Here is a 22,696-nt window from a genome sequence, read left to right on the forward strand (position 1 = left end):
AGATGTCGGGGCTGATCGTGCCTTCTTTCCGCGCCCAGGGCCGGTTCAAAGACCCGGCCGACCCCGTCGCGGTCACCACGCCCACCGCGGCGCCGGAGACCCGCATCGTCATCGCGCATGCGGTGACCCCTGTCGTGGCGCCGAAGCCCGCGAAGCCGCGGAGTCTGGACCCCGCCACGGTCGCGCTGCTGAGTCGGCCGAGCCGTGCACCGTCGTCCGGCTGGCGCAAGGCGCTGTACTACGCGACCGGCACGCTCCTCAACCCCGGTGACAGTCCCAAGACCCTGCACCGCAACCGGCTGACCGCGCAGATCAACCGCCCGCTGCGGGACTGCTACCGGATCGCGGTGCTGTCCCTCAAGGGCGGCGTCGGTAAGACGACCATCACCGCGACGCTGGGGGCGACGTTCGCGTCGATCCGCGGCGACCGGGTCATCGCGGTGGACGCCAACCCGGACCGGGGCACCCTGAGCCAGAAGGTGCCGCTGGAGACGCCGGCGACGGTCCGCCATCTCCTGCGTGACGCCGAGGGCATCGCCAGCTACAGCGACGTCCGCAACTACACCTCGCGCGGTGAGAGCCAACTCGAGGTGCTGGCCTCGGAGAGCGATCCGGCGGTGTCGGAGGCGTTCAGCTCGGAGGATTACGCCCGCACGCTGGCGGTGCTGGAGCCCTACTACCGGCTCGTGATCACGGACTGCGGCACCGGCATGCTGCATTCGGCGATGGGCGCGGTGCTGGACCACGCCGACGTGCTCGTCGTCATCAGTTCAGGCTCGGTCGACGGGTCCCGCAGCGCCGCCGCGACGCTCGACTGGCTCGACGCGCACGGTCATCAGGAGTTGGTGCGCAACGCCGTCGCGGTGGTCAACGCGGTGCGTCCGCGATCCGGCAAGGTCGATCTGCGCAAGGTGGTCGACCACTTCGGCCGCAGGTGCCGGGCAGTGCAGTTGGTGCCGTTCGATCCGCACCTGGAGGAGGGCGCCGAGATCAGTCTGGACCGGCTCCGGCCGGATACCAGGGATGCGTTGCTGGAACTGGCCGTGGCAGTCGCCGACGGATTTCCGCTGTCGCTGTAGAGAGTCGCTAGGAACCGAGCCGGCGCAGGAATTCCGGATCGTCGTCCGGGCCGATGACGCGGGTTGTCGGCCGCGCGGCAGTAGCACGAGTGGCGCGCCAACCCACATAGGCCAACAGAGCCAACAGCGCGATCAGGAGCAGGAACTGCACGTAAAACCTCCTTTATTCGAATATACGCGTCCGTCGGTAAACTCGTGCGGTGTCTGATGCGCCCGCCACCCCGTCCATGCCACGTTTGCTGCTCGACGTCTTTCTCTACGCGCTCGCCCGGTTGCTGCTGGTAGCGGTGATTGCCGGCGCGATCTTCGGCGTTGTTGCGTTGCTGGGAATCCGTGATTTCCCGGCCATGGTGGCGCTGCTGTTCGCACTGGTTCTCGGCATGCCGCTGGGCATCTGGCTGTTCGCACCGCTGCGCCGCCGGGCCACTGCCGGCATCGCCGCCGTCGACGAGCGCCGCCGCGCCGAGCGCGAGCAGCTGCGGGCCCGGCTGCACGGCGAGGATTCCGCCGGCGACTGACGCCGCGGCGCTACGGCTTGATCACCAGCACCGCGGTGATCAGGGCGGCCCACACCAGCATCGTCAGCCCGGTGTCCTTGAGCACGGGGATCAGCTCGCGGCCGCCGAGACCTGTGCGCACCGGCCTGGCCGCGCGGACCGCCAGCGGCGCCGCCGCGAAGCCGACCAGGCACCAGGGGGTCGCGAGCGTCAGGATCGCAGTCAGCACGAACGGCAGCAACGTCAGCACCTGGAACAGCTGCCGGGTGCGGGCATCGCCGAGGCGCACCGCCAGCGTGATCTTGCCGGACACCTGATCGGTAGGGATGTCGCGAAGGTTGTTGGCCACCAACACCGCTGACGACAACGACCCGACCGCGACAGCGAGCACGAGTCCCACCCAGTCGACCCGCAGCGCCTGGGTGTACTGCGTGCCGAGCACGGCGACCAGCCCGAAGAACACGAACACCGCGACCTCGCCGAGCCCCCGATAGCCGTAGGGGTTGGTGCCACCGGTGTACAACCAGGCGCCGGCGATGCACGCCGCGCCGACGGCGATCAGCCACGGCTGGCTGACCAGGGCCAGCGCCAGGCCGGCACCTGCGCCGATGGACAGGCTGATCACGGCCGCCGCCAGCACCGCCTGTGGTGACGCCAATTTGGCGCCGACCAGGCGGACCGGCCCGGACCGGTCGTCATCGGTGCCGCGGATGCCGTCGGAGTAATCGTTGGCGTAGTTGACTCCGATGATCAGCGAGATCGAAACCACAAGGGCCAGAGCCGCTTTCCACCACACCTCACCGCCGACCCAGGCGGCGGCACCGGTGCCTGCCAGCACGGGAGCGACGGCATTCGGGAGGGTCCGCGGTCGGGCGCCCTCTATCCACTGCGAAAGACTGGCCACGCGCGCAATCGTCCCACGCCCCTACACTTATCGGCATGAAGGATCGGCTCAGCAAGAACGAGATTCGCAAAGACGTCGTGCAGGAATCCGTCGAAGCCGTCGCAGGCACCGTCGGCGAGGTCATGAACATCGTCGTCACCGCCGTCAAGGACGTGGCGAGCTCCATCGGCGCCCTGGCCACCGACGCATTCGAGATCCGCGACGGCGCCCGGCGCGCCCGCGCGGAGCTGGAACTCGACCAGGACGACATCGAGGACACCGACGAGGTGGAGGACGCGGACGTGCCCGCGCCGACGCCCGCCACGGCCGTGGAGCCGCAAGAAGCGGACACCGCCACGACCAATCCGGCGACCGACGCCGAATAACGGATGCTGGGAGTCATCGGCGGTAGCGGTTTCTACACGTTCTTCGGGGACGACGCGCGCACCGTCTCCGTCGACACGCCCTACGGCGCGCCGAGCGCGCCGATCACCATCGGGGCTGTCGGCGGACACGAGGTGGCGTTCCTGCCCCGGCACGGGCTCAAGCACGAGTACTCGCCGCACACGGTGCCGTACCGGGCCAACATGTGGGCGCTGCGCAAGCTCGGGGTGCGGCGGATTTTCGCTCCGTGCGCCGTCGGCAGCCTGACCGCCGACCTCGGCCCCGGCGCTGTGGTCGTGCCGGACCAGCTGGTGGATCGGACCCGTAGCCGTGAGGACACCTACTTCGACGCCGGCGGGATCCATGTCGGCTTCGCCGATCCGTACTGTCCGACGCTGCGTGCCGTGGCGTCCGAGCAGCCGGGCGTCATCGACGGCGGCACCATGGTGGTCATCCAGGGGCCGCGCTTTTCCACCCGCGCCGAGAGCCAGTGGTTCGCGACCCAGGGGTTCACGCTGGTGAACATGACCGGCTATCCCGAGGCGGTGCTGGCCCGCGAACTCGAGATGTGTTACGCGGCAATCGCTCTGGTGACCGACCTGGACGCGGGTATCGAGGCCGGGGCCGGGGTCACCACTGTCGACGTCTTCGCGGAGTTCGAGCGGAACACCCCCATGTTCAAGGCGCTGGTGCAGCAGGCCCTCGCGACCGTCCCCGCCGAGCGGACCTGCACCCACTGCCTGGCCCACGCCGGGGTGAACCTGCCGTTTGAACTGCCCTGATCGGGCCCGCTCTTGACACCCGTCAAGTCGGGGTGGAAGAACTGACGGGTGACTTCCCGCATCTGCGAACAGCTCGGTATCGACTTTCCGCTCTTCGCCTTCAGTCATTGCCGCGACGTGGTCGCCGCCGTCACCAATGCCGGCGGATTCGGCGTGCTCGGCGCGACGGCGTACACACCTGAGCAGCTCGACCGGGAACTCAACTGGATCGACGACCACGTCGGCGGCCGGCCCTACGGCGCGGACATCATCGTGCCGGCGAAATTCGAGGGCAAGGGCGAGAATCTGTCCGACGGCCAGCTGGCCGACCGAATCCCTTCGGAATACCGGGAATTCGTCACCCAGCTGCTCATCGACCACGGTATCGAGCCGGAGGAACGCGTCCGTACCGGCGGCTCGGTGCTGTCCGGCAACACCGGGCATGACCTGCTCGACGTGGCGTTGAGCCACCCCATCAAGCTGATCGCCAATGCCCTCGGGGTGCCGCCGGACTACATGATCGAGGCAGGCCGCGAGCGGGGGATTCCGGTGGCCGCGCTGGTCGGCGCCAAGGAGCACGCCGTCAAGCAGGTGGCGGCCGGGGTTGACCTCATCGTCGCGCAGGGCACCGAGGCTGGCGGTCACTGCGGCGAGGTGTCGACGCTCGTCGTCGTGCCGGAAGTGATTGAGGCCATTGATGATTCGGTTCCCGTACTGGCGGCGGGCGGCATCGTCACCGGCCGGCAGATGGCCGCTGCGGTCGCGCTCGGCGCCGCCGGGGCCTGGACCGGCTCGGTGTGGCTGACCACCGAGGAGGCCGAGACCGCGCCGGCCACCAAGCAGAAGATGCTGGCGGCCACGTCACGGGACACCGTACGGTCGGCGGGCCGCACCGGAAAGCCTGCGCGTCAACTGGTTTCGGATTGGACGGATGCGTGGGCGCCGAAAGACGGTGGCCGCAAGCCACTTCCACTACCGTTGCAGAACATGCTGAGCGAGCCGGTGATCCGGCGCATCGATCGGCTGGCCGCGCAGGGGCATCCGGGCGCCCAGCAACTGGCGACCTACTTCGTCGGCCAGGGCGTCGGCCTGATGAACAAGGTCAAGCCCGCGCGCGAGGTCGTCCGTGAGTTCATCGAGGACTACCTCGCCGCCACCGAGCGCCTGAACCGCTCGCTGCCCTAGGGGCTGGTGCGCGGCGACGGCCATTGGTAACGAAAGTGGTCGCCCGCACAGACGTGGTCGAAAGTGCCTGGGCTCAATCGTGTTGGCGATCTACCGTTGGAGATTGAACTCAGGGACCTCCGGCGTCCTGAGAACGTCCCTGGTTTGGAGCGGGCGTGGGGGCTCTCCCGCGGCACGTGCGATCTGAAGCTGTCAGCATCGGCTGACAATGTCGCGTTTCGCGACAGCTCCAGATCGAAGATGCCGCCCAGAGCGGTTCTTCGCGGCTACGGCTCGATGGCGCGGCGGCCTTCCTTGAGCTGACGGCGCTCGTCGGCGGCGTCGATGATCGTGGTGTCGGCACCGCTCAGCGCGGTGTGCTGATCGACGCCGCGCAGCGGGGTGGTCGGTGCGAACGTCGCATTCATCTGCGGTGCGGCCCACTGGGGTTCGACGCGCGGATGCACGCCCTGGCCCGGTCCCAGCGCCTGGCCCGGCTCCGCGGTGCGCGGGCCCGATGACTGCTCATGCTCGCTCTCGCTCACCGTCGTCCGGGAGGTCCGCCGCAGCGTGAAGGTGATCTCCTCGAACTCCTCGATGACCTTCTGCGCCGAGCGCAGCTGCTGCACCGACGTGTCGATCACGCGGTCGACGACGGGCGCCACCGGTGCCATCAGCGGACGCAGCAGGCGCGCCGCCACCTTGGTGAGGTCGGGCAGCTGCGGCAGCGTCAGGCCGCCGGCGGGCTGCGACGTCGCGGGCACCGGCAGATTCTCGGCGGGCTTCTCGTCGACCGGGACGAGCTCGGCCGCGGCGATCGGTTCGGCGGGTTCGGGTTCGGGTTTGGGCGCCGGCGCGGGTGCCGCGCTCAATGAGCGTCGCTGCGGGTCCGGGAACGCCATGAGTTCATCCCAGTCCGAGTACAGGGGCTGCGGCTTCGGCTCGGCCGGCCGCAGCACCTCTGCGGTCGGGGCCGCGAGCGCCGGCTGTGCCGGTTCGCCGGTCAGGGCCTCGGCCACGCGTTGGCGGTGATATTCGCGGTTGATCTCGGCGTCGGATTCCAGCGCCAGGCGCATCGCGGCCAGCTGGTGTTCGGCCTTGAGGATCTCGGCTTCGGCCCGCACCTCGGCCTGCTTGACGGCGATGGCGGTCTCGGCGCGCAACTCGGCCCGCAGCCGGGACTCGTCGTGGCGCTCGCGCAGGGTTCGGTCCTGCCGGGCGTGCAGCAGCATCGGCAGCAGGTACAGCAGGACGCAGACGCCGATCACGGCGATGCGCGCCACCAGCGCGGCAGGGGTCTCGACGGTGTAGCCGTTCATCGCGACCCACCGTGCGCCGAACCCACGGTCCGCGTCGGTGCCGGCCGCGTCGCGCGCCGCCGTCACCGCGTGCTCGGCGCCGGCGATCCGCGCGTCGAGGCTCGGAGCCTGGTCATTACGGGCAGCCAGCGCGGCGTCGAGCTCACGCTGGTCGTGTTCGAGGATGTCCTGGGTGTTCTGGGTGATCTGGCCGTCACCGGGCACACCGGTGACCGGCTGCTGGGCGCAGGCCGGCGTCGGGTGGTACTCGCAGCGGGCCACGACCTGGGCGTCGTCACGGCGCCGGCGGGCGGAGTCGACGGCCGCGTCGAGCGCGCCGCGGCCGGCGCGCAGCGCATCCAACTGGCCCTGCGCGGTGGCCACCGCCGGCGTGCTCGCCGCGCGGGCCGCGGCCTCGGCGTCCATGCGCTGGGTGATGGCATTGCTGAAGAGCGTCATCGCGGCGAGCTCGCCGACCAGGAGGCCGATCGCGACGGCGAGGGCCACCCGGCCCGCGGTCCCGCGGGCACTGGCGACGGTGCTGCGGATGGCCACGACGACCAGCGCACCGAAGATCAGGGTCACGGGCAGCACGACGGCCAGTGGCAAACCGGTGGACGGGGTCGCGACGGCGGCGGCGACGAGCCAGGCCAGCACGCCTCCTGACCAGGTCAGGGCGGTCACCGCCGGGTGGTTGTCAGGCTGTCTGTGGGCAGGCATGGAAACTCCAACTCTTCCGGTCCGCATTCCAGGGTCCCAGAGAGCCGGGCCCGCCACCGAATCAAGCGCCGATGCTGTGACCGGCATCACGGGCCGATCAGGCGTTTTTCTGGTACTGCAGCGTCAGCGCCCGCCGGTCCAGCTTGCCGATGCCCCGGCGGGGGAGTTCGGCGACCACGTGCACCTCACGTGGAGCGGCGGTGGTGGCCAGGGTGGCGCCGACGTGTTCCCGCAGGTCAGCGACGGTGGGTGCGTCGGCGTCCGGGTGCAGGACGACGGCGACGGCCACCCGCTGGCCCAGTCGTTCGTCGGGCACGCCGAACACCGCGCATTCGGCGATGGCCGGATGGCCGGCCAAGGCCGACTCGACGAGCGCGGGCAGCACCTTCAGCCCGCCCGTCGCGATCGCGTCGTCGACGCGGCCCAGCACCCGCAGCACACCCGAATCATCCACCGCGCCAATGTCATCGGTGACGAACCAGCCGTCCACGAACGGCGACGGGTCGACGGGATTCCGGTAACCCGACGCCAGCGTGGGGCCGCCCAACGCGATCCGTCCGGTGTCGTCGATCCGCAGTCGGACGCCGGGCAACGGTTTTCCGTCGTAGACGCAGCCGCCGCAGGTTTCGCTCATCCCGTAGGTGCGGACCACGGAAATGCCTGCGGCCGAGGCCTTTTCGCCGAGGCCCGCCGGCATGGGGCCGCCGCCGATCAGGACGGCGTCCAACTCGGCCAGGGCCGCGGTCGCGGCGGGATCGGCCAGGATCTTGGCCAGCTGTACCGAAACCAGTGACGTGTAACGCCGACCGGGGCCCAGAGCTGCTACGGCAGAAGGCAATTCGCCGGCGTCGAAACCCGGGTCCAAGACGACGGGCACGGTGCCGGCCCGCAGGCTCCGCACCAGGACCTGCACTCCGGCGACGTGGTAGGCCGGCAGCGCCAGCAGCCACCGGCCGGGGCCGCCGAGCCGGTCGTGCGTGGCGTCGGCACTCGCGTGCAACGCCGCGGCGGAAAGCAAGGCGCCCTTGGGGGTTCCGGTGGAACCCGACGTCGACACCACCACCGCCACGTCGTCGTCGACGGGCTCGCCGGCCCGCAACGTCTCGGTCAGCAGCGCGGTCTGACGGTCATCGTCGGCCGGCACCGGCAGCAGCGCGCCGCGGCCGTCCAGGGCCTGCGCCAATTCCGGGATCAGGGCGAGGGCCGCGTCACCGGAACCGACGGCGACGGTACGGAGGACGGCTATGTCGGGCCTCCATTGCCTGGGCCTCCGCCGCCAGGCTCGCCGTCGATCGGGTCGCGGGGATCGTCGAGGGGCCAGCCCTTCGCGGCCAAGCGTTCGCGGACGCGTTCGACGTCCTCGCCGCGGGGCAGCTCGTCGGTGATCTGGGTGATCAGTACGCCGATGTCGATGTCGTCGAATTCGCTACGGTTCATCAGCCCGCGTGCGACAGACTTGACTTCGTCGTTGGTCAGCCGCCGGGACAGCAGGGCAAGCAGCGGTACCCGATCGGTGGCCGGGATGCCGTCGGGATATCCGGCCTGCAGCCACGCCACAATCTTGCTGAGAAAAACGTTCATGGCGTCACCTCCTCCGGGTTCTGGACGTCGGGCGTTGTCCACATCGATAGTCGCAATCCAGCGCCCCGAAACGGTAGACGCGGTTGCGGCGGGTTCACCGACACGGTAGTCCTCACCGCCCTGAGCAGCGCGTTGGCGGTAGAACCGCGCCTCACGAGCGGATGAACTCTCAGTGAACACCTTGAGCAGCTCCGCAAAGACCCAGGTCGTGGTCTGATTTCGGGGTAACTGTAACTCGCAAAAAACGGCGCGGTTACACCAGAATGAGCGCCATGAGCGCAGAGCTAGTCATCCTGGGGCTGTTGATCGCAACAGCACTGGCATTTGACTTCACGAATGGATTTCACGATACCGGTAATGCCATGGCGACCTCGATCGCCACAGGCGCGCTGAAGCCCAAGACCGCGGTGCTGCTGGCCGGCGTCCTGAACTTGGTCGGCGCGTTCCTGTCAGTCGAGGTCGCCGTCACCGTCACCACCTCGGTGCTGAAGATTCAGGACAGTAAGTCCGGGCACCTCCTGAAGTCCATCGATGCGTCGACCGGACTCACCATCATCTTCGCCGGCCTCATCGGCGGCATCCTGTGGAACCTCCTCACCTGGCTGTTCGGCATCCCCTCCAGTTCGTCGCACGCGCTCTTCGGCGGACTGATCGGTGCCGGCCTGGCCGCGCTCGGGACTGCCGGCATCAACTGGTCCGGTGTCATCCAGAAGGTTCTGATCCCGGCCGTCGCAGCTCCGTTCATCGCCGGCCTCGTGGCCGCTGTCGGAACCTGGCTGGTGTACCGGATCACGCGCAACGTCATCAAGAAGCGCCGTGAGGACGGCTTCCGCTGGGGCCAGATCGCCACCGCGTCGCTGGTCGCGCTGTCCCACGGCACCAACGACGCGCAGAAGACCATGGGTGTCATCGCCCTGGCTCTCATCACCACCGGCCACCTGACCGGTGATGTGAAGAAGGACGGCCTGCCGTTCTGGATCATTGCCTCCTGCGCCCTCGCCATTGGTCTGGGCACCTACATCGGCGGCTGGCGCGTCATCCGCACCCTGGGTAAGGGCCTCGTCGAGATCGAGTCCCCGCAGGGCCTGGCCGCCGAGGCATCCTCGGCCGCGATCATCCTGAGCTCCAGCGCCGCCGGTATGGCGCTGTCCACCACCCACGTCGCCACGGGTTCGATCCTGGGCAGTGGCGTCGGCAAGCCGGGGGCGTCGGTCCGCTGGGCCGTCGCCGGACGCATGGCCATGGCCTGGCTGATCACACTGCCGGCCGCGGCGCTGGTCGGTGCCCTGTCGTACTGGCTGTCCTACGGCCTGAAGTCCGCGACCGGTTCGGCGCTGGTCGGCGATGGCACGATCTTCGTCATCCTGGTCGCGCTGTCGGGCTTCATGTACTGGCGTGCGCAGCAGCAGAAGGTCGACAGCAGCAACGTCAACGCCGATTGGGACGACTCGACCAACTCCGTGGTGCCGGCCGACGTCCGTGACGCCGCCGCCAAGTCGCCCGAATCCGCCGGCGTCTGATTCCCCGCGAACTGAACGAAAAGGAATCACTGATGAACTACGTGGAAGCCATCCTCAAAGTCCTCGTCGTGGGTCTCATCCTCGGCGCCGGACTGCCCGCGGTGTTCGCGGGCGGCCTGGTCGCCTACTCCAACGGAGCCGGCGGCGAGCACGCCGACGGATCGGTCGCGGCCCCCAACCCGATCCTCAAGTACCTGGGTCTGACGCTGTTCGTACTGGTCGGAGCGGTGGTCCTGCTCGCGATCCTGTGGATCACCCGGTCGACGATCATCCACCACACCGGCGTCGACCTCTTCCCCTTCCTGAAGAAGTGAGCTTGCGAAAATGACCGAATCCAACGGATTGTTCGAGAATGTCCTGCGCTGGCTGCGGGCGGGATACCCCGACGGTGTGCCGCCCAAGGACTACTACCCGGTGCTGGCGCTGCTGAAGCGCTCGCTCACCGAGGACGAGGTCGTCGAGGCGGCGCGGTCCATCCTGCGCAGCAACGACGGCGAGACCCCGGTCACCGAGACCGAGATTCACGCCGCGATCGCAGCAGTCACCAACCAGGAACCCAGCGCTGACGACATCCACCAGGTGTCCGCGCGGCTGGCATTGGTCGGCTGGCCGCTCGCCACGCCGGCGCGCTGACAGACACTCACCACCTGAGACACCCGGAGCGCTAGCTCCGGGTGTCTCGTCGTAGTGGGTGGGTGTCGGGTACCTGCACGAAGATCAGGGCGACCTGATCGGGATCGGTGACGTGCAGCTCGTGCAGGCCCCACGGTTCCTGCCTCGCCGCACGGGCAATCGGCACTCCACGGCCTTCGAGCTCGGCCTGGGTCTGATAGACGTCGCGCACCTGCAGCCACAGCGCGCCGGGGAACGGAACCGCGGGCCCGTCGTCGTCGCGGCCGTGGCCGGCGAGTTCGATGAGCGACTGCCCGGCGTAGAACACGGTGCCGGCACCGTATTCGCGGGCGATGGCCAGGCCGATCGCGTCGCGGTAGAAGGCCACCGACGCCGCGTAGTCGACGGGCCGGATCAGGATGCGGCTGGCCAGGATCTCCATCGCGTCACCCGGCCGGTTGTGCGCGTTGACGTTTCATCATCTTGTCGACCAGCCCGGGGACGAAGCTGTTGAGCGCGTGCGACGTCACCGCCATCCGGGGCGCGATGCGCACCGGGCGGGTCTTGGCCGCGGTGATCATCCAGTCGGCGGCTTCGTCTGCGGAGAGTCCGGGGAGTCCGTCGTAGGCGCGGGTCGGCGCGATCATCGGCGTCTTCACCAGCGGGTAGAACAGCGTCGACGAGTGCACTCCGCTCGCGCCCCACTCGGTTTCGATCACCCGGCTCACCGCGGTCAGCGCCGCCTTGGAGGCGTTGTAGACCGCGAACAGCGGCGACGACTCGTTCATCACACCCCACGTGGACACGTTGATGATGTGCCCGTCGCCGCGCTCGAGCATGCCGGGGGCGAAGCCGCGGACCAGGCGCAGCGGCGAGTAGTAGTTCAGCGTCATGGTGCGTTCGACGTCGTGCCAGCGGTCCAGGGACTCGGCCAGCGGCCGGCGGATGGACCGGCCGGCGTTGTTGATCAGGATGTCCACGCCGCCCAGCTCGGCTTGCACGTCGGTGATCAGTTTGTCGATGGCGTCCATGTCGGACAGGTCGCACGGCCGCGCGATGGCGTCGCCGCCGCTGTGGGTGATCCGGGCGGCCACCTTGTCCAGCAGGTCGGCCCGGCGGGCGACGATGACGACCGTCGCGCCGAGGCGCGCGAACTTGGCGGCGGCCGCCTCGCCGATGCCTGACGACGCCCCCGTCAGCACGATGCGTTTCCCGGCCAGGTCGACCTCGCCGTGGCCCGACAACCGCTCGATCAGGGGTGGTCGCATGCCGGCGAGCAGCAGGCTCTCGCTGACGCGCTGTAGTGGACTCTTACTCACGCCCTGAGCTTAGGGGGCACGGCGATCAGGCGGGCCAGATGTTCGTGTACACCAGGTCGTCGAGTGGGCGTGCCGTCGTCCAGCCGACGATCTCGAGTTCGGGGCGGTCCGGGAACTCCGGTACCGGGCCGACGCACAGCACCGCGATCGGGTCGGCGCCCCCGGGCATGCCGAGCAGTTCGGCCAGCGCTGCCGGTTCGAACAGCGAAACCCAGCCCAGCCCAAGGCCTTCCGCGCGGGCCGCCAGCCACATGTTCTGGATGGCGCACGACACGGACGCCAGGTCCATGTGCGGCATGGTGCGCCGGCCGAAGATGTGGCGTTCCCGGTCGTCACCCAGTGCCACCACGAACAGCTCGGCGCAGTCGCCGATGCCTTCGACCTTGAGCGCCAGGAACTCCGCCTCGCGCGGCCCGAGGGCCTCCCCGGTCTGGATCCGCTCGGCGTCGACGAGTTCCTTGATCGCGGTCCGCGTGGCCGGGTCAGTGATGTGCAGGAAGCGCCACGGCTGCATCAGCCCGACGCTCGGTGCCATGTGCGCGGCCTCCAGGATGCGGCGCAGAACATCTTCGGGCACTTTGGAATTGGGCGTGAAATGCCGCATGTCCCGTCGCTCGGACATGACGCGGTAGATGGCTGCGCGTTCGGCGTCGGAGTAACTCGGCTCGCTCACCCCGGGAGGCTAACAGGGATCAGCGGGACCCGATCGCGTCGGAGTGCCGCCGGTGGAACCGGCGGGGCGGGTGCTCGGAGGATGTGGTTCGTCTGGGGAAGCCGAACCACGCCGCCAGCGCGACGTTGTATCCGGTGAGGGTCGCGTAGAGCACGGTGTCACGCGAGTCGAAGCCCAGCGGTCCCGGGCTGTGGCTCGAGGTGGCCGCGATGCACACCGCCGTCACGATGAACCAGCCGACGGCGGCGATGCGGTTGAACAACGCCGCGCTCCGGCCGAACGCGGCAAAGACGGTCAGCACGCCGACCACGAGCAGCAGGGAGCAGTGCAGTGGAGTCACGCGCAGCCACATGATCGGCGCCCCGGCGGCACCGAAATGCGGGTTCGCCATGGACCAGGCCAGGCCGGTGCCGCCGAAGACGCCCAGCGCGAAACCCTCGACCCCCAGCGCCCACCGGCCGATCCGCGCATGTGCCCCGACGTCCACGTGCCAAGTGTGACGCGAGGCGCGCCACATCGACACGCGCCCAAGCGGATACACAGCGCACTCATGGGAAAGCACACAGCGTGCTGTCGTCCGTCCGACCGACAGGACGCCGAACCGACGTCGGCGCGCTCAGAAGTAGCGCGGGAATTCGCTCCAGTCCGGGTCGCGCTTCTGCAGGAACGCGTCCCGGCCTTCCACGGCTTCGTCGGTCATGTAGGCCAGTCGCGTGGCCTCGCCGGCGAAGATCTGCTGACCCACCAGGCCGTCGTCGATCAGGTTGAACGAGAACTTCAGCATCCGGATGGCCTGCGGCGACTTGCCGTTGATCTCGGCAGCCCATTGCAGCGCAACGGTTTCCAGGTCCTTGTGGTCGACGACCTCGTTGACCGCGCCCATCTTGTGCATGGTCTCGGCGTCGTAGGCGCGGCCCAGGAAGAAGATCTGGCGGGCGAACTTCTGCCCGGCCTGCCGGGCCAGGTACGCCGAGCCGTAGCCACCGTCGAAGCTGCCGACGTCGGCGTCGGTCTGCTTGAACCGGGCATGTTCCCGACTGGCCAGGGTCAGGTCGCAGACGACGTGCAGGCTGTGGCCGCCGCCGGCCGCCCAGCCGTTGACGAGGCAGATGACGGGCTTCGGCATGAACCGGATCAGCCGCTGCACCTCGAGGATGTGCAGTCGGCCGGCGCGTGCGGGGTCGACGGTCTCGGCGGTCTCGCCGGAGGCGTACTGGTAGCCGCTGCGGCCGCGGATGCGCTGGTCGCCACCGGAGCAGAAGGCCCAGCCGCCGTCCTTCGGTGACGGCCCGTTGCCGGTGAGCAGGATGACACCGACGTCGGGGCTCATCCGGGCGTGGTCGAGGGCGCGGTACAGCTCGTCGACGGTGTGCGGCCGGAAGGCGTTGCGGACCTCGGGCCGGTCGAAGGCGATCCGGACCGTCGGCTGCGGTTCACCGCCGCGCACATGGCGGTGGTAGGTGATGTCGGTGAGTTCCCCGAGTTCGGTCACCGGCTGCCAGAGCTGCGGGTCAAATGGATTGTCTGCGTTCACGCCTCGACCTTAGAGCCGACTGTGTTTGGTGCGCGCCACCCAGGGGTACTAGATCGGACACAATCAGCGGCCGTTCGCGGCCCAAATACAGGGAGGTCCTTGATGAAGCGGTCAGCAGGCGTGGTGGTGTCGGGAGTCATTGCCGGACTGATGCTGGTCGGATGCTCGCCGGCCGTCCAGGGTGGCGATACCAAGTGCAAGGACTTCGTGGGTGCCGACGAGAAGACGCAGAACGAGGCGGTCAACAAGATGATCAAGGATCGCAAGGGCGCCGATCCGTCGTCGCTCGAGGTGTCGGGGACGCGCGCGTCGGCGCTGGCGTGGTGTCAGACGGTCGGCCAGCAGGACGCCCCGATCAAGAACGCGCCGCACATCTAGACGGCTGCCCGAGCGTGGGGGTTGACGCGGAAATTCGTCCAGAATTTCTCGTCAACCCCCACGCTCGTCGGTGTCTAGACGGGGTCGAAGCGGAACACCGCGCAGCGGCCGGCGAGCGCTTCGAATTCGTCGGGGTTGGGTCCGGTGACGAGGCCCGCGCTCTTCATGAAGCCGACACCTGTCGGCACCAGGATGGGGAACTGCCGCAACAGCGGCCGGGCCTCTTCGGCGGGTACCTCGAACAGCCGGACCGCTTCACGGTGCCGGCCGTGCGTGACGGTGGCAGTGTCTGCGGCCCGCGCGTTGCGTACCCAGTCGGCGTTCGGGAACCCGCCCACCACGTAGCGCCGGCCGTCGACCTCGAACGGGGTGATGGGCGTGGACCGCGGTTCACCGGATGTGCGGCCGGGCACCGTCAGCACCACGGGACCCTTGATCGGGACCACCCGCATGACGGCCATCATCACCTTGTTCATGGGCTTGAGCCACCAGGGTGGCTTGAGATTCGCGTCGCTGTCCTGGGCCATGACCCGAGGCTAGACGAGGGGCCGAAACCGCGCTGGCGTGCTATGTTCGCCCAGCTGAAAGAGGGGTTTCGATGTCGAATCAGTGGCCCCCCGGGCAATACGGGCCTGGGCAGTTCGGACCCGGTCAACCACCGGGTCAACCGTATGGGCCACCCAACCCGTACGGTGCTCCAGGCGTGCCGCCGAACGTGCCCTACCCGCAGTACCCCCAGCCGCAATACCCCCAACCCGCGGGTTACGGCGCGCCCCTGCCCGGGCCGTCCGGACCGTCGGGCGTGACGGCGATCATCGCCGCGGTGCTGAGCATGCTCGGCGCGGTGTCGACGGCCTTCCAGGCGTTCTCCAGCTGGTACGTGGTCGCGACGTTGGGCGAGCTGTCCGGTTCCTACGACAGCGACGCCCGATCCGGGCTGATGAGCCTCACCAGCGGCATGGCCGTCGTCCAGACGATCGTGGCGATCGCGCTGCTCGTCGGTGGTGTGCTGCTGGTTCTCGGGCGCGGGGTGGGCCGCTGGATCGTCATGGGCGGCTGCACGGTCGTGGTGCTGTCGAATTTGATCGGTCTGTTCGCGGCGCTGACCATCCTCAAGCGGCTCGACACCACGCTGGGCGGCGGCTACCAGGGGATGCAGAGCATGGCGGGCCTGTCGGTGCTGAGCGCCGCGATACCGATCGTGTTCGCGCTCGCCACCGGTGTACTGGCTGCGCTGAATTCGACGCAGCAGTGGTGCCGGTGGAAGAGCGCGCAGTCGGCGCCCGTCGCTCCCGTCGGCTACCCCGGCTACCCGCAGCAGTACTAGCTAGACGTAGCGGTTGCGCCCGGCGAACCAGCCGGCCGTCAACTGCACGGCGTACACGCTGAAGAACAACACGAACGGGACGTGCCAGTCGCCGGACACGTCGTGCAGCAGTCCGAACAGGAACGGGCCGGTACTGGCGAACAGGTAGCCGAAGCCCTGCGCCATACCCGAGAGCTGTGCGGTGTCCTCGGCGTTGCGGGCGCGCAGGGCGATGATGGTCAGCGCCAGCGAGAACGCGCTCAACCCGATGCCGATCATCGTGCTCCAGAGCACCGGCGCCGCCATCGGTGCGATCAGCAGGCCGATGGTGCCGGACACGCCCAGCACGCCGAGGCCGACGTTCCACAGGCTCTGGTGCGTGCTGCGGGCGGCCAGCGGTGAGATCAGGAGCGCGATCGGGACGCCGATCAGGGACATCACCCCGGACATCACGCCGGCGCTGGTCTTGTCCATGCCGTTGTCGATGAAAATCTGTGGGAGCCAACCCATCATGACGTAGGCCAGGAATGACTGGCTGCCCATGTAGACCGTCACCGTCCAGGCGAGCGGGTTACGCAGCAGCGAGCGGCGCCTGGTGGCCTGGGCCGCGGTGGCGGCCCAGTCGGTGCGATGGCGACGGGCCGCGGGCACCCACAGGAGCAGGGCCGCCAGCGCGAGGGCCGCCCAGATGGCCAGCGACGGACGCCAACCGCCGACGCTGTGTTCGACGGCCGGCGTGACGGCGGCGCCGAAGGCTCCGCCCGCCTGCAGTGCGCTGGTGTAGACGCCGGTCATCAGGCCGACGCGGGCGGGGAACGAACTCTTGATGACCACCGGGATCAGCACGTTCGCCAGCGCGACGCCCGACGAGGCGAGCAGGGTGGCGCCCAGCATGAGGCCGCCATCGCCGAACGGTCGCACCGCCAGCCCGACGGCCAGCGCCAGCAAGGCCAGCGTGACGGTCCGGCCCAGGCCGATCCGCTTGGACAGCAACGGCGCGGTGGCGCCGGCGGCCGAGAAGCACAGCACGGGCAGGGTGGTCAGGATGCCGGCCCATACTGACGACACCCCGAGTGCGGTGCGCATCTCGCCGAGCAGGGGAGCGACGCTGGTGACCGACGGCCGCAGATTCAGCGCGGTGACGACGACGGCGAGCGCCAGCAGGACGCCACTGGCCAGGCGGGTGTTCGGGCGTGCCGGGACGTCCGCGATCTCGATGGCGCCGTCGAGTTCGAGTGCCAATTCATCTTCGTAACGGGTGTGTTTGGTTCCGTTCACGGCAGCACTCATCCTGCTAGGATGCCATACATCCTATGATTGGTTGAAAGGATGATTGCGTGGCGCTGAACACAGCCCGCCGGGCCGGCTTGGTCGAGCAGGTCATCGAGCAGCTCCGGGGTTCGGTCGCGGACGGGGAATGGCCCGTCGGGCATCGAATCCCCAATGAGACCGATCTCGTCGAAGCGCTCGGGGTCGGCCGCAACACCGTGCGCGAGGCCGTGCGGGCACTGGCGCATGCCGGGCTGTTCGAGGTGCGGCAGGGCGACGGCACGTACGTCCGCGCCACCAGTGAGGTGTCAGGCGCGCTGAGCAGGTTGTGCAGCGACGAGCTGCGTGACGTGCTGCAGGTGCGCCGCGGGCTGGAAGTGGAAGGCGCCCGGCTGGCCGCCACCAACCGGACCGACGACGACCTCGCCACGCTGCGGCGGCTGCTGGACGGGCGCGACGACGAACAGCGCGCCGGGCACCACGACGAATTCGTCCACGCCGACACCGAATTCCACTGCGCCGTCATGCGGGCGTCGGGCAACACCATGCTCATCGACCTGTACCTCGGGCTCATCGAGGTCATCACCGCGAGCGTGTCCGTCATGAACGAGACGCCCGTCGAGACCGAGTTCGAGGACCATCACCGGCTGCTCGACCGCGTCGTCGCCGGAGATCCCGACGGCGCGGCCGCCGCGGCGGCGGTGCTCTTCGACCGACTCCTGGCCGGGTTGCCCTCTTAGCGTGAGGAGGGGGAACCTCCGACTCGCGAGCAGACGTGAAAACCCCCAATTTCGTTGGAAATTAGGGGTTTTCACGTCTGCTCGCGGAGCAAACAGCTAGCCGACGGAACGCTCCGAGCCGGCCCAGAACTGGGCGCGGACGGCCTTCTTGTCGGGCTTGCCGAGCGCTGTCACCGGCACGGCGTCGGCGATGACGACGTGCTTCGGCGACTGCACCGAGCCCTTGCGTTCCTTGACCGCGGCCTGAATCTCGGCGGTCATCTTCGCGATGGCCTCCTCGGATCGGTCGGCCTCCGGGCGCAGCACGACGACGGCCGTCACGGCCTCGCCCCACTTTTCGTCGGGGGTGCCCACGACGCAGACCTGGGCGATCGAAGGATGTTCGGCGACAACGTCTTCCACCTCACGCGGGAAGACGTTGAAGCCGCCGGTGACGATCATGTCCTTGGTGCGGTCGACGATGAACCAGAAACCGTCCTCGTCCTCGCGGGCCAGGTCACCGGTGTGCATCCAGCCGTCCTTGAACGTCTCGGCGGTGGCTTCCGGCAGGTTCCAGTAGCCGCCCGAAAGCAGCGGGCCGGACACGCAGATTTCGCCGACCTCGCCCTGCTTGACCGGCCGGCCGTCGTCACCGAGCAGTGCCGTCCGCGCGAACAACGTCGGCCGCCCGCAGGACGTCAGCCGCTTCTCGTCGTGCTCGCCCTTGGCCAGGTACGTGATGACCATCGGCGCCTCGGACTGGCCGTAGTACTGCGCGAAGATCGGGCCGAACCGGCGGATCGCCTCGGCGAGGCGCACCGGGTTCATGGCCGAGGCGCCGTAGTAGACGGTCTCCAGCGACGACAGATCCCGCGTGTGCGAGTCGGGGTGGTCCATCAGCGCGTAGATCATCGACGGCACCAGCATGGTCGCGGTGATCTTCTGCTCCTCGATGACCCGCAGCACCTCGGCGGGGTCGAACTTCTTGAGCACGATCAGCTCGCCGCCCTTGACGATCGTCGGCGTGAAGAACGCGGCGCCGGCATGCGACAGCGGCGTGCACATCAGGAACCGGGGGTGCTCGGGCCACTCCCATTCCGCCAGCTGAATGGTCGTCATGGTGCTGATGGACTGCGTCGTGCCGATGACGCCCTTGGGCTTGCCGGTGGTGCCGCCGGTGTAGGTGAGCCCGCCGACGTGGTCGGGCGCCAGGTCGGCGGCCTCGAGCGGCTGCGGCTCGTACTTGGCGGCCTCGGCGGCCAGGTCGATCGCTGATCCGATCAGCGCATCCGGCACCGGGCCGATGGTCAGGATCTGCTTGAGCGACGGCACCTTCTCCAGCAGGCCGATGGCCCGCTCCACGAACGCCTCGGTGGGGTCGATGATCAGGGTCGTGACGCCGGCGTCGGTCAGGACGTAGGCGTGATCGTCCAGCGAACCGAGAGGGTGTAGTGCCGTGCGGCGGTAGCCCTGGGTCTGGCTGGCGCCGATGATCATCAGCACCTCGGGCCGGTTGAGGGACAGCAGGCCGCTGCTGGCGCCGGAGCCGGCCCCGAGCGCCTCGAAGGCCTGAATGTACTGGCTGATGCGGTCGGCGAGCTGGCCGCCGGTCAGCGTGGTATCGCCGAGGAACAGGACCGGCTTGTCTTTGTTGCGCTTAAGGGCGCCGACGGTCAAGTGCCCGGAATGCAGGGGATGGCGCAGCAGCTCGTCACTCATAGCCTAAGACTAGAACGTGTTCTAGTCCGTAGGTCAAGCCCTGCGGTCTAGCATCCACCTCATGGCCACTCCAGCCGACGTCGTCATTGCCGGAAACATCCTGACGGTCGATCCCGACCGGCCGACCGCCGAGGCACTCGCCGTCACCGACGGCCGGATCGTGGCCATCGGAACGCGTGCCGACGTACAGCCGTGGATCGGCGCCGACACCGAGGTTCGCGAGATCAGCGGTTGCGTACTGCCGGGCTTCGTCGAGGCGCACGGCCACCCGCTGATGGAGGCCGTGGTCCTGGGCGGCCGCATGGTCGACATCCGGCCGGTCACGATGCCCGACGCCGCGGACGTCGTGGCCGCGATCCACGCCGAGGTCGCCGCCCGTGGCGCCGACGGCGCCTACCTGAACGGCTGGGATCCGCTGCTGCAGCGGGGGCTCCCGGAGCTGACGCTGGCCTGGCTCGACGAGGTGGCGCCCGATGGCCCGCTGGTGATCGTGCACAACTCGGGGCACAAGGCGTACTTCAACTCGGCCGCTGCGCGGGACGCCGGGCTGACGCGGGACACCCCGGACCCGCACGGCGCCAAGTACGGCCGCGACGCCGACGGCGAGATCGACGGCACCGCGGAGGAAACGGGCGCGGTGTTCCCGCTGCTGGCGGGAGTGCTGACGCCCACCGACTATCCGGCACTGCTGCTCGCCGAATGCGCCCGGCTGAACCGGGCCGGCCTGACGACATGTTCGGAGATGGCGTTCGACCCGATGTTCCGGCCCGTCCTGGAACAGCTGCGCGACAAGCTCACAGTGCGGCTGCGCACCTACGAGATGTCCACCGCGGCCCTGCACACCGATGCGTCTCCGGACAACGGCGACGACATGGTCCGGCAGGCCGGTATCAAGATCTGGGTCGACGGTTCCCCGTGGGTCGGCAACATCGACCTGACGTTTCCGTACCTCGACACCGACGCCACCCGCATCATCGGCGTGGTGCCCGGGTCGTGCGGGCATGCCAACTACACCCGCGAGCAGCTTGCCGAGATCGTGCACACCTTCTTCCCGCAGGGCTGGCAGATGGCCTGCCACGTGCACGGCGATCACGGCGTGGACACCATCCTGGATATCTACGAGGAAGCGCTGCAGCGCTGGCCGCGGGACGATCACCGGCTGCGGCTCGAGCACGTCGGCGCCATCACGCCGGCACAACTGCGGCGCGCCCACGATCTCGGTGTCACGTGCAGCGTGTTCGTCGACCAGATCCACTACTGGGGCGACATCATCGTCGACGGGCTGTTCGGCCCGGAGCGCGGCGACGTGTGGATGCCGGCCGGGTCCGCTGTGGCGACCGGCATGCGCATCTCGCTGCACAACGACCCACCGGTGACGCCCGAGGAGCCGTTGCGCAATATCAGCGTCGCGGCCACCCGGATTGCGCCCAGCGGACGCGTGCTGGCGCCACAGGAGCGGCTCACCGTCGAGGCGGCCATCCGGGCCCAGACCATCGACGCGGCCTGGCAGCTGTTCTCGGACGACGCGATCGGTTCGCTGGAAATCGGCAAGTACGCGGACCTCGTGGTGCTGTCCGCCGATCCACGTTCGGTGCCGCCGGAAGCCGTCGCCGACCTGGAGGTGCTCGCGACTTACCTGGCGGGACAACAAGTGTTTGCCAAATCCGGCTGACCGGACGGCGCCACGTGGCAGGCTCAGCGCATGACTGAATTGCCGGCACCCCGATTCCTCGACGAACGTGTTGCCCACTGGGCGGCGACGAAGCCTGATGACGAAGCGATCACCTATCTGGGCAGAACCTGGACCTGGTCGCAGTGGAACGACCGCGTCCGCCGGCTGGCCGGTGCGCTGTCCGCCTGGGGCATCAAACGCGGGGACGTCGTGGCGTTCCTGGACAAGAACCACCCGGCCTGCGTCGAGCTGACGCTGGCGGCGGCGTCCTTGGGTGCTGCCACCGCCATCATCAACTTCCGGCTGGCCGCCGACGAGCTGGACTTCGTGCTGAACGACTGCGGCGCAAAGGTTCTCATCGTCGGCGCCGAGCTGCGTCCGGCGGTCGATGCCATCGCGGCCAAGCTGACGGCCGTCGAGCACGTCGTCAGCGTGACGCCCGAGGGCGGTGACGGCGACGAGTACGAAGCACTGCTCGCCGGCGCGACCCCGGTGGATCGGTCGCTCGACGTCCAGCCCGACGACGTGGCCATCATCATGTACTCCTCGGGCACGACGGGCCGGCCCAAGGGTGTGGCGCTCACACAGGCCAACATGATCGCCCACACCATCAACGCTTTCGAAGGCTGGGAGAGCACCCCCGACGACAAGAACCTCGTGGCGATGCCGCTGTTCCACGTCGGCGGTTCGTCGTACATGCAGTACGGGCTGCACAACGGGGTACCGAGCTACATGACGCGCGACGCCGACGGGGCCTCGCTCGCCGGCGGCATCCTCAACGGTGCGAACCGCACGTTCCTGGTGCCGGCCGTGCTCGCCAAGGTGCTCGAGTCCGGCCCGGATGCGGTGAAGCTGTTCAGCGCGTTGAAGACCTACGCCTACGGCGCCTCCCCGATGCCGCTGCCGCTGCTGCGCCAGGCCCTGGCGGCCTGGCCCGACACCGAGTTCATCCAGGTGTACGGCCTGACCGAGGTCTGTGGCGTCGTCAGCCGGCTGATGCCCGAGGACCACCGCGCCGACAACGAGGAGCGGCTCGTCAGCGCCGGCGTGCTGATTCCCCAGGCCGAGGTGCGGGTGGTCAACCCGGAAACCCTCGACGACGCGCCGGCTGGTGAACAGGGCGAATTGTGGTTCCGGACACCGACATTGATGAAGGAATACCTCAACCGGCCGGACGCCACGGCCGAGGCCATCACGGCCGACGGCTGGTTCCGTACGGGCGACATCGGCCGCGTCGACGCCGACGGCTACATCTTCGTCGAGGACCGGCTCAAGGACATGATCATCTCCGGCGGCGAGAACATCTACTCCATCGAGGTGGAGCGGGTGCTCGCCGAACACCCGGCGGTGTCCGAGGTCGCGATCATCGGCGTGCCCGACGAGAAGTGGGGCGAATCGGTGAAAGCCGTTGTGACGCTGGAAGGTTCGGGGGAAAGGGTGTCGGACGCCGACCTCATCGCCTTCGCCCGCGAACGCCTTGCCGCCTACAAGTGTCCGAAGACCATCGACTTCGTCGACGACATGCCGCGCAACCCCACCGGCAAGATCCTCAAGAAGGAACTCCGCAAGCCCTACTGGGAGGGTCGGGACCGCGCCACTGTGTGAGGC

At 68.8% G+C, this 22,696-nt stretch carries 26 protein-coding genes; 13 read left to right on the forward strand and 13 right to left on the reverse strand.

Going from position 1 to position 22,696, the window contains the following annotated elements; translation table 11 throughout:
• The first annotated feature begins 2 nt into the window (after window positions 1-2).
• Window positions 3-1,079, forward strand: coding sequence for a MinD/ParA family ATP-binding protein (locus tag QRN63_RS02770; protein ID WP_502888070.1), 1,077 nt, complete (start codon window positions 3-5; stop codon window positions 1,077-1,079).
• A gap of 7 nt (window positions 1,080-1,086) precedes the next feature.
• On the opposite strand, the gene QRN63_RS02775 is transcribed toward QRN63_RS02770, so the two are convergent.
• Window positions 1,087-1,230, reverse strand: coding sequence for a hypothetical protein (locus tag QRN63_RS02775; RefSeq protein WP_267318817.1), 144 nt, complete (start codon window positions 1,228-1,230; stop codon window positions 1,087-1,089).
• Window positions 1,231-1,279: 49 nt separating this feature from the next.
• Between QRN63_RS02775 and QRN63_RS02780 the strand changes: the two genes are divergently transcribed.
• Entirely contained in the window at window positions 1,280-1,597 is a 318-nt protein-coding gene (locus QRN63_RS02780; RefSeq protein ID WP_502888071.1) for a DUF4229 domain-containing protein, read from the forward strand.
• A 10-nt stretch (window positions 1,598-1,607) separates the two neighbouring features.
• On the opposite strand, the gene QRN63_RS02785 is transcribed toward QRN63_RS02780, so the two are convergent.
• A complete protein-coding gene (locus tag QRN63_RS02785) occupies window positions 1,608-2,480 on the reverse strand; it encodes a 1,4-dihydroxy-2-naphthoate polyprenyltransferase (protein WP_285029106.1) in 873 nt (290 codons plus the stop codon).
• 35 nt (window positions 2,481-2,515) lie between these two features.
• On the opposite strand from QRN63_RS02785, the gene QRN63_RS02790 reads away from it, so the two are divergent.
• From QRN63_RS02790 to QRN63_RS02800, 3 genes are read left to right on the forward strand one after another with little or no spacing between them, the layout of a single operon-like run.
• On the forward strand, window positions 2,516-2,845 hold the full coding sequence (locus tag QRN63_RS02790) for a hypothetical protein (protein ID WP_267318819.1): 330 nt from the start codon (window positions 2,516-2,518) through the stop codon (window positions 2,843-2,845).
• Window positions 2,846-2,848: 3 nt separating this feature from the next.
• Window positions 2,849-3,625 carry an S-methyl-5'-thioadenosine phosphorylase gene (locus QRN63_RS02795; RefSeq protein ID WP_267318820.1) on the forward strand — a complete coding sequence of 259 codons (777 nt, stop codon included), beginning with the start codon at window positions 2,849-2,851 and terminating at the stop codon, window positions 3,623-3,625.
• A 48-nt stretch (window positions 3,626-3,673) separates the two neighbouring features.
• Entirely contained in the window at window positions 3,674-4,789 is a 1,116-nt protein-coding gene (locus QRN63_RS02800; RefSeq protein WP_267318821.1) for an NAD(P)H-dependent flavin oxidoreductase, read from the forward strand.
• Between the two features lie 266 nt (window positions 4,790-5,055).
• On the opposite strand, the gene QRN63_RS02805 is transcribed toward QRN63_RS02800, so the two are convergent.
• The 3 genes from QRN63_RS02805 to QRN63_RS02815 all read right to left on the reverse strand — a co-directional run bounded on the left by QRN63_RS02805 (window position 5,056) and on the right by QRN63_RS02815 (window position 8,367).
• Window positions 5,056-6,786, reverse strand: coding sequence for a DUF4407 domain-containing protein (locus QRN63_RS02805; RefSeq protein ID WP_267318822.1), 1,731 nt, complete (start codon window positions 6,784-6,786; stop codon window positions 5,056-5,058).
• 97 nt (window positions 6,787-6,883) lie between these two features.
• The gene (gene menE / locus QRN63_RS02810; protein ID WP_285029678.1) at window positions 6,884-8,032 is read right to left on the reverse strand and encodes an o-succinylbenzoate--CoA ligase; all 1,149 of its coding nucleotides are present in this window, start codon (window positions 8,030-8,032) and stop codon (window positions 6,884-6,886) included.
• A complete protein-coding gene (locus QRN63_RS02815; RefSeq protein ID WP_285029110.1) occupies window positions 8,029-8,367 on the reverse strand; it encodes a DUF3349 domain-containing protein in 339 nt (112 codons plus the stop codon). Before QRN63_RS02815 ends, menE begins: the two co-directional genes overlap by 4 nt.
• 272 nt (window positions 8,368-8,639) lie before the next feature.
• Between QRN63_RS02815 and QRN63_RS02820 the strand changes: the two genes are divergently transcribed.
• The 3 genes from QRN63_RS02820 to QRN63_RS02830 are packed head-to-tail and all read left to right on the forward strand — an operon-like array spanning window position 8,640 to window position 10,520.
• A complete protein-coding gene (locus tag QRN63_RS02820; RefSeq protein WP_285029112.1) occupies window positions 8,640-9,887 on the forward strand; it encodes an inorganic phosphate transporter in 1,248 nt (415 codons plus the stop codon).
• Window positions 9,888-9,919: 32 nt separating this feature from the next.
• Window positions 9,920-10,201, forward strand: a complete 282-nt coding sequence (locus QRN63_RS02825; protein ID WP_285029114.1) for a hypothetical protein — start codon at window positions 9,920-9,922, stop codon at window positions 10,199-10,201.
• Window positions 10,202-10,211: 10 nt separating this feature from the next.
• Complete coding sequence (locus QRN63_RS02830) at window positions 10,212-10,520, forward strand: DUF3349 domain-containing protein (protein ID WP_285029116.1); 309 nt, start codon at window positions 10,212-10,214, stop codon at window positions 10,518-10,520.
• 31 nt (window positions 10,521-10,551) lie between these two features.
• Here QRN63_RS02830 and QRN63_RS02835 read toward each other — a convergent pair whose 3' ends face one another.
• From QRN63_RS02835 to QRN63_RS02855, 5 genes are all read right to left on the reverse strand, one after another.
• Window positions 10,552-10,941 (reverse strand): VOC family protein, encoded by a 390-nt coding sequence (locus QRN63_RS02835; protein WP_285029118.1) that lies wholly within the window; start codon window positions 10,939-10,941, stop codon window positions 10,552-10,554.
• A gap of 4 nt (window positions 10,942-10,945) precedes the next feature.
• Window positions 10,946-11,818, reverse strand: coding sequence for an SDR family oxidoreductase (locus QRN63_RS02840; RefSeq protein ID WP_285029120.1), 873 nt, complete (start codon window positions 11,816-11,818; stop codon window positions 10,946-10,948).
• Between the two features lie 25 nt (window positions 11,819-11,843).
• On the reverse strand, window positions 11,844-12,491 hold the full coding sequence (gene bluB, locus QRN63_RS02845; protein WP_285029122.1) for a 5,6-dimethylbenzimidazole synthase: 648 nt from the start codon (window positions 12,489-12,491) through the stop codon (window positions 11,844-11,846).
• 19 nt (window positions 12,492-12,510) lie between these two features.
• The gene (locus QRN63_RS02850; RefSeq protein WP_267318830.1) at window positions 12,511-12,978 is read right to left on the reverse strand and encodes a hypothetical protein; all 468 of its coding nucleotides are present in this window, start codon (window positions 12,976-12,978) and stop codon (window positions 12,511-12,513) included.
• A 129-nt stretch (window positions 12,979-13,107) separates the two neighbouring features.
• Window positions 13,108-14,025 (reverse strand): 1,4-dihydroxy-2-naphthoyl-CoA synthase, encoded by a 918-nt coding sequence (locus QRN63_RS02855; protein ID WP_285029125.1) that lies wholly within the window; start codon window positions 14,023-14,025, stop codon window positions 13,108-13,110.
• A gap of 102 nt (window positions 14,026-14,127) precedes the next feature.
• Between QRN63_RS02855 and QRN63_RS02860 the strand changes: the two genes are divergently transcribed.
• Window positions 14,128-14,403, forward strand: coding sequence for a hypothetical protein (locus QRN63_RS02860; RefSeq protein WP_061004016.1), 276 nt, complete (start codon window positions 14,128-14,130; stop codon window positions 14,401-14,403).
• Between the two features lie 74 nt (window positions 14,404-14,477).
• On the opposite strand, the gene QRN63_RS02865 is transcribed toward QRN63_RS02860, so the two are convergent.
• Window positions 14,478-14,930 carry a nitroreductase family deazaflavin-dependent oxidoreductase gene (locus tag QRN63_RS02865; RefSeq protein WP_285029129.1) on the reverse strand — a complete coding sequence of 151 codons (453 nt, stop codon included), beginning with the start codon at window positions 14,928-14,930 and terminating at the stop codon, window positions 14,478-14,480.
• 176 nt (window positions 14,931-15,106) lie between these two features.
• Here QRN63_RS02865 and QRN63_RS02870 point away from each other — a divergent pair, with 176 nt between their 5' ends.
• Window positions 15,107-15,730 carry a hypothetical protein gene (locus QRN63_RS02870; protein ID WP_285029131.1) on the forward strand — a complete coding sequence of 208 codons (624 nt, stop codon included), beginning with the start codon at window positions 15,107-15,109 and terminating at the stop codon, window positions 15,728-15,730.
• Here QRN63_RS02870 and QRN63_RS02875 read toward each other — a convergent pair whose 3' ends face one another.
• Complete coding sequence (locus tag QRN63_RS02875; protein ID WP_285029133.1) at window positions 15,731-16,999, reverse strand: CynX/NimT family MFS transporter; 1,269 nt, start codon at window positions 16,997-16,999, stop codon at window positions 15,731-15,733. It lies immediately after the preceding gene.
• 47 nt (window positions 17,000-17,046) lie between these two features.
• Here QRN63_RS02875 and QRN63_RS02880 point away from each other — a divergent pair, with 47 nt between their 5' ends.
• The gene (locus tag QRN63_RS02880) at window positions 17,047-17,718 is read left to right on the forward strand and encodes a FadR/GntR family transcriptional regulator (RefSeq protein ID WP_285029135.1); all 672 of its coding nucleotides are present in this window, start codon (window positions 17,047-17,049) and stop codon (window positions 17,716-17,718) included.
• A 96-nt stretch (window positions 17,719-17,814) separates the two neighbouring features.
• Here QRN63_RS02880 and fadD8 read toward each other — a convergent pair whose 3' ends face one another.
• Entirely contained in the window at window positions 17,815-19,416 is a 1,602-nt protein-coding gene (gene fadD8, locus QRN63_RS02885) for a fatty-acid--CoA ligase FadD8 (RefSeq protein ID WP_285029137.1), read from the reverse strand.
• Window positions 19,417-19,477: 61 nt separating this feature from the next.
• On the opposite strand from fadD8, the gene QRN63_RS02890 reads away from it, so the two are divergent.
• A complete protein-coding gene (locus QRN63_RS02890; RefSeq protein ID WP_285029139.1) occupies window positions 19,478-21,088 on the forward strand; it encodes an amidohydrolase in 1,611 nt (536 codons plus the stop codon).
• A 30-nt stretch (window positions 21,089-21,118) separates the two neighbouring features.
• The gene (locus tag QRN63_RS02895; RefSeq protein WP_285029140.1) at window positions 21,119-22,693 is read left to right on the forward strand and encodes a long-chain-fatty-acid--CoA ligase; all 1,575 of its coding nucleotides are present in this window, start codon (window positions 21,119-21,121) and stop codon (window positions 22,691-22,693) included.
• Window positions 22,694-22,696: the final 3 nt, after the last annotated feature.

This window comes from Mycolicibacterium sp. lyk4-40-TYG-92 (genome assembly GCF_030209435.1).
Lineage (GTDB): Bacteria > Actinomycetota > Actinomycetes > Mycobacteriales > Mycobacteriaceae > Mycobacterium.

Excerpts from the sequence above, each read along its gene's own strand:
- QRN63_RS02835 (WP_285029118.1), bottom strand. The coding sequence starts at position 10,941 with ATGGAGATCCTGGCCAGCCGCATCCTGATCCGGCCCGTCGACTACGCG.
- QRN63_RS02795 (WP_267318820.1), top strand. The coding sequence starts at position 2,849 with ATGCTGGGAGTCATCGGCGGTAGCGGTTTCTACACGTTCTTCGGGGAC.
- QRN63_RS02820 (WP_285029112.1), top strand. The coding sequence starts at position 8,640 with ATGAGCGCAGAGCTAGTCATCCTGGGGCTGTTGATCGCAACAGCACTG.
- QRN63_RS02860 (WP_061004016.1), top strand. The coding sequence starts at position 14,128 with ATGAAGCGGTCAGCAGGCGTGGTGGTGTCGGGAGTCATTGCCGGACTG.
- QRN63_RS02890 (WP_285029139.1), top strand. The coding sequence starts at position 19,478 with ATGGCCACTCCAGCCGACGTCGTCATTGCCGGAAACATCCTGACGGTC.
- QRN63_RS02805 (WP_267318822.1), bottom strand. The coding sequence starts at position 6,786 with ATGCCTGCCCACAGACAGCCTGACAACCACCCGGCGGTGACCGCCCTG.
- QRN63_RS02865 (WP_285029129.1), bottom strand. The coding sequence starts at position 14,930 with ATGGCCCAGGACAGCGACGCGAATCTCAAGCCACCCTGGTGGCTCAAG.
- QRN63_RS02825 (WP_285029114.1), top strand. The coding sequence starts at position 9,920 with ATGAACTACGTGGAAGCCATCCTCAAAGTCCTCGTCGTGGGTCTCATC.
- fadD8 (WP_285029137.1), bottom strand. The coding sequence starts at position 19,416 with ATGAGTGACGAGCTGCTGCGCCATCCCCTGCATTCCGGGCACTTGACC.
- QRN63_RS02830 (WP_285029116.1), top strand. The coding sequence starts at position 10,212 with ATGACCGAATCCAACGGATTGTTCGAGAATGTCCTGCGCTGGCTGCGG.
- QRN63_RS02790 (WP_267318819.1), top strand. The coding sequence starts at position 2,516 with ATGAAGGATCGGCTCAGCAAGAACGAGATTCGCAAAGACGTCGTGCAG.
- QRN63_RS02895 (WP_285029140.1), top strand. The coding sequence starts at position 21,119 with ATGACTGAATTGCCGGCACCCCGATTCCTCGACGAACGTGTTGCCCAC.
- QRN63_RS02815 (WP_285029110.1), bottom strand. The coding sequence starts at position 8,367 with ATGAACGTTTTTCTCAGCAAGATTGTGGCGTGGCTGCAGGCCGGATAT.
- QRN63_RS02770 (WP_502888070.1), top strand. The coding sequence starts at position 3 with ATGTCGGGGCTGATCGTGCCTTCTTTCCGCGCCCAGGGCCGGTTCAAA.
- QRN63_RS02875 (WP_285029133.1), bottom strand. The coding sequence starts at position 16,999 with ATGAGTGCTGCCGTGAACGGAACCAAACACACCCGTTACGAAGATGAA.